This window comes from Marinagarivorans sp., from assembly GCF_982758155.1.
This window is the reverse complement of record NZ_CEXWTU010000339.1, coordinates 1-3808: the sequence shown is the minus strand read 5'-3', so window position 1 is coordinate 3808 and position 3808 is coordinate 1. Positions and strand designations below refer to the sequence as shown.

At 47.6% G+C, this 3808-nt stretch carries 4 protein-coding genes; 2 read left to right on the top strand and 2 right to left on the bottom strand.

From position 1 onward, the window contains the following. Positions 1 to 47: 47 nt before the first annotated feature. Positions 48 to 1460, bottom strand: a complete 1413-nt coding sequence (locus AC3A8L_RS20510; RefSeq protein ID WP_487964135.1) for a cryptochrome/photolyase family protein — start codon at positions 1458 to 1460, stop codon at positions 48 to 50. A gap of 110 nt (positions 1461 to 1570) precedes the next feature. Here AC3A8L_RS20510 and AC3A8L_RS20505 point away from each other — a divergent pair, with 110 nt between their 5' ends. Then, positions 1571 to 2101, top strand: coding sequence for a DUF4124 domain-containing protein (locus AC3A8L_RS20505; RefSeq protein WP_487964134.1), 531 nt, complete (start codon positions 1571 to 1573; stop codon positions 2099 to 2101). Positions 2102 to 2339: 238 nt separating this feature from the next. On the opposite strand, the gene AC3A8L_RS20500 is transcribed toward AC3A8L_RS20505, so the two are convergent. Continuing rightward, positions 2340 to 2723, bottom strand: a complete 384-nt coding sequence (locus AC3A8L_RS20500; protein WP_487964133.1) for a PilZ domain-containing protein — start codon at positions 2721 to 2723, stop codon at positions 2340 to 2342. A 353-nt stretch (positions 2724 to 3076) separates the two neighbouring features. On the opposite strand from AC3A8L_RS20500, the gene AC3A8L_RS20495 reads away from it, so the two are divergent. Continuing rightward, entirely contained in the window at positions 3077 to 3631 is a 555-nt protein-coding gene (locus tag AC3A8L_RS20495; protein ID WP_487964132.1) for a chemotaxis protein CheX, read from the top strand. Positions 3632 to 3808: the final 177 nt, after the last annotated feature.

Sequence of the window (3808 nt, the reverse complement as noted above, 5' to 3'; positions counted from 1 at the left end):
GATCTCTTCGCCTAATTGGATAAACTATTATTGCCTCGTCCCTAACGTTAGCTTTTCAAACTTGCGTAAGCGGCTAGCGCGGTCTCGCGAGCCGCCTTGTGGTCGACCATGGGGGCTGGGTAATTTTGGCCAATAGTTACACCTGCCGCATTCAGTTCGGCTTCGGGGGCTAGCCAGGGTGCGTGTATGTATTTAGCGGGTAGTTTGGCAAGCTCCGGCACATAGGTACGAATGTAGTCGCCGTGCTTGTCGAATCTCTCGCTTTGCGTGATCGGGTTGAATATACGAAAGTAGGGGGCAGCATCAGCACCAGAGCCTGCCACCCATTGCCAGCCAGCAGTATTATTTGCGAGGTCGGCATCCAGTAGGGTATCCCAAAACCAATCGGCACCGTGCTGCCAGTGGAGCTGTAAATGCTTTGTTAAAAACGATGCGACAACCATTCGTACGCGATTGTGCATCCAGCCCGTTTGCCAAAGCTGGCGCATTCCGGCATCCACTAAGGGGTAGCCTGTTTGCCCTTGCTGCCACCGTTGTAATGTATCGCCGGTAGGTTTTCTCCAGGGGAATTTCTCGAAACTGGCTTTGAAGGGCGCTTTTAATATGTGCTCAAAGTGGTGAACAAGGTAGTGACTAAAGTCGCGCCAAAATAGCTGGCGTAAATAAGGCGCCGCTTCACCAGAAGGAAAGTGCGTGCTGACAGTTTGCCAGACTTGGCGCGGGCTAATTTCCCCAAAATGTAAATGCGGCGATAACAGCGAAGTTCCGTCGCAGCTGGGAAGGTCACGCTCTACACTGTAGTTTTGTAGCTGCTCAATAATGCTGGCTAGCCGTTGATGCGCACCGGCTTCACCGGGTTGCCAGTTCTCACTAAAAGCTTTGGCCCAATTGGGCTTTTTGGGTAACCATTGCAGTTTTTTTAGTGTACTGCTGGCATTGTGCTTGTGTGTTTTCCATGGGTAGCTTTTAGGCATGGCCAGTGCAGCGGGTTGGCCGAGGCGCGCCATAGCGGTTTTATAATAGGGGGTAAATACTTTAAAGGGGGTGCCTTGTTTATTCAGTAATGTACTCGGCTCTAGTAATAATTGGCCAGCAAACTGACGGCAGGTTATATCGAGTTTCTGGGCTGATTGCTGTAATTGTTTTTGCTGCTTTGCCTGCCAAGGTTCGTGACTACAGCTAAAATGAATGTGTTTACAGTGATATTTCTCGGCTAAAGGTAGCAGGCTTTGTACTGTGCCCACATGAACCAGCAGCTTCCCCTCTTGTGTTTGCAGTTGCTGATCAAGAGTGAGTAAGCTGTGGTGAAGCCACCACAAGCTTGCACCTGTGTGGTTTGCAGGATTGTTGGTGTCCACAAGGTATACGGGCAAAATAGGTTCGCCTAAGGTAGCTGCGGCGTGCAAGGCAGCGTTATCGCTTAGGCGTAAGTCGTTGGTAAACCAAACAAGTGTTGTCATGATCTGCGATTACTATGCTGTTATTTTGGAAGCCCTTATCGGCTACTAATAGCTTTATACTTCAATTGAGGCAAGTTGGATGGCTTGCCCGTACAAATAGGACGAACAGCGTGAAATGGTTAATGGTGAAAATGGTGATGATGCTAGCGATTGGGTTTGGCATTCTTAACTACGCAATGTACATAAAGACCGGTAAAAGCCCGCTAGCGGAAATGGATTGGTCAATGCCTTCTTTCTCCGTGCCCGATATGGCAACCCTTAAAGATGCAATGCCGGATGTGAGCTTACCTTCAATGCCCAGCTTGGGTGAAAATGGTGAAGGTAAACCTATCGAGGTTTATAAGTGGGTGGATGCCGATGGCGTGATCAATTACAGTCAGAAAAAACCCGAGGATTCAGTAGCTGCTGAAACCATGATGATTGACCCCGAAACTAATGTGGTTCAAGCAGATAAACTGCCAGAGCCTATGCCCGAAGCGCCGGTTGCTGAAACAAAGCCTGCGCCTTCACTCCCGGAGATGTCTTTATTACCAACACCTGAACGCGTAAAGCAATTAATGGATGACGCAAAAGGTATTCAAGCCAAAATGGATGACCGCACAAAAATGCTCGAAAGTGCGGTGCAGGGTGCCACGAAGTAGTGTTGAATTAATGTAACTATTCAGGTGGGTTCGAAATCATGCCCAGCCAAAAGGCGAACTGATTGTTTTCTGGGCATTCAAGCGTCAGGAACGCTTGCATAGCGTCCAGCCCCAGCATGGATGCGTGGGGGTAGACTTTGCAGGAGCACAAAGTCGTAAATGGCTTGAGCGGCCCAGAAAATGATCATTTTGCCGGCCTATTTGTGCATGGCTGAATAGTTACGAATTAATTACTATTTTAAATGGCTGCCTCAGCTTTTATGACGAGTTCTGCTAGAACTCGCTCAGAGGCATTCGGGTCCTCAAGGTTTGTTTCGATAAGCCTTCGTAAATGGGTGATGGAATCCATATCAATACTGGTGCAGTGAAACCCCAGTGCTTGGTCACCACTGTGTACTAGTGCCACCTGCATGGTTATTTGCACCTCTTCTGACAGCACAATTTTCACCATACAAGGCATATCACTGCGCAAGTGGTAGTGCGTCGGGGTGTTAACCAGTAACCCGTTGAGTGATACATCAATAAGCTCGGTGATAAAGCTGTGCTCGCCTTGGCTGACGCTCGCTTTGGCTTCAAAGACGACTCGACTGTACTGGCGGCGATCTTCCTGATGGCTGGGCATTGTGCTTGACTCTCCAATAAGAATGACGCAACGGCGAATGTTTAGAGATGGCTGCGCTAATAAAGTAATGATAGTTGAGCCGTGCATTTTGTGTAGTTCAGATCGTGCTAAAGCGTGCTATTTAACGGGCTAGATATGACATTATTTTTGAGATCTATTTGTTACTGGAATATTTTGTTATATCGGCTCGATATACCGCCACTTGCCTGTAGCTAGGCTATGCTTTTTATTGACGGGCCAAACTCCTGGGGTCATCAAAGTGTTGGTAAAGTATTGCAGGGTTAGCTCGACCATACTTTTATCCGGCAGTAAGAGCGAAGGTGTGCGGTAATAATTACGAGGACGGGAAGGTTATGAATAATTCAAATGGTGGCGTGCGTGAGGTTGTTGAATCGCTTTTTGAGCAAGCCGGAACAGAGGTGCTTTCGCCTGCAGGCTTAAGTTTAGACTCGGTGATACTCGAAGCCTCGGCTTGCACTAAGCAGGTTGTTGGAGATAGTGTGTTGTCAGTACTTAGCGCCGCAGGTAATGGCATTAAGCTACTGTCGTCCATAAATGCCAATTTCTCGACACTTGAAGCGCTGTATCCGTTGGGGAAAAATCCTACTGCTGATGAACTTCGCGATTGGTGCGGTGAGTTAAATAACCAGCTTGTGGGGGCTGCAAAGAATCAGATGCTGGCTTACGACTGTAAAGTGATGATGGGGCTGCCAACGTTAATACAAGGTGAAAACTTAGCCAGTATTGGTTCAAGTGATGCCTGTATTAGTAAACGTGTGTTTCTTTCGCCAGAAGGTGAGGTTATTACTTACTTATCAACGATGATCGATCCTGCCTTTGAAATTATGGATACGCCCGATGAGTCGTTAACTGGATTAACTGAGGGTGGCGAGTTGTCATTTTTTTAGTCTGTATTTCAATATAAAAAAACCGAAGGCGTTTTGAATGCCTTCGGTTTTTTAGGTTTAGGGCCGAGGAAAAAATACTTTATCCAATAATACTTGCCTCCTACTTCCTCTGCTGCGTTGCCCAAAGCGTTACATGCCTCGGTAACCGCTCCACGACATTATGCTCCTGCAATGTCT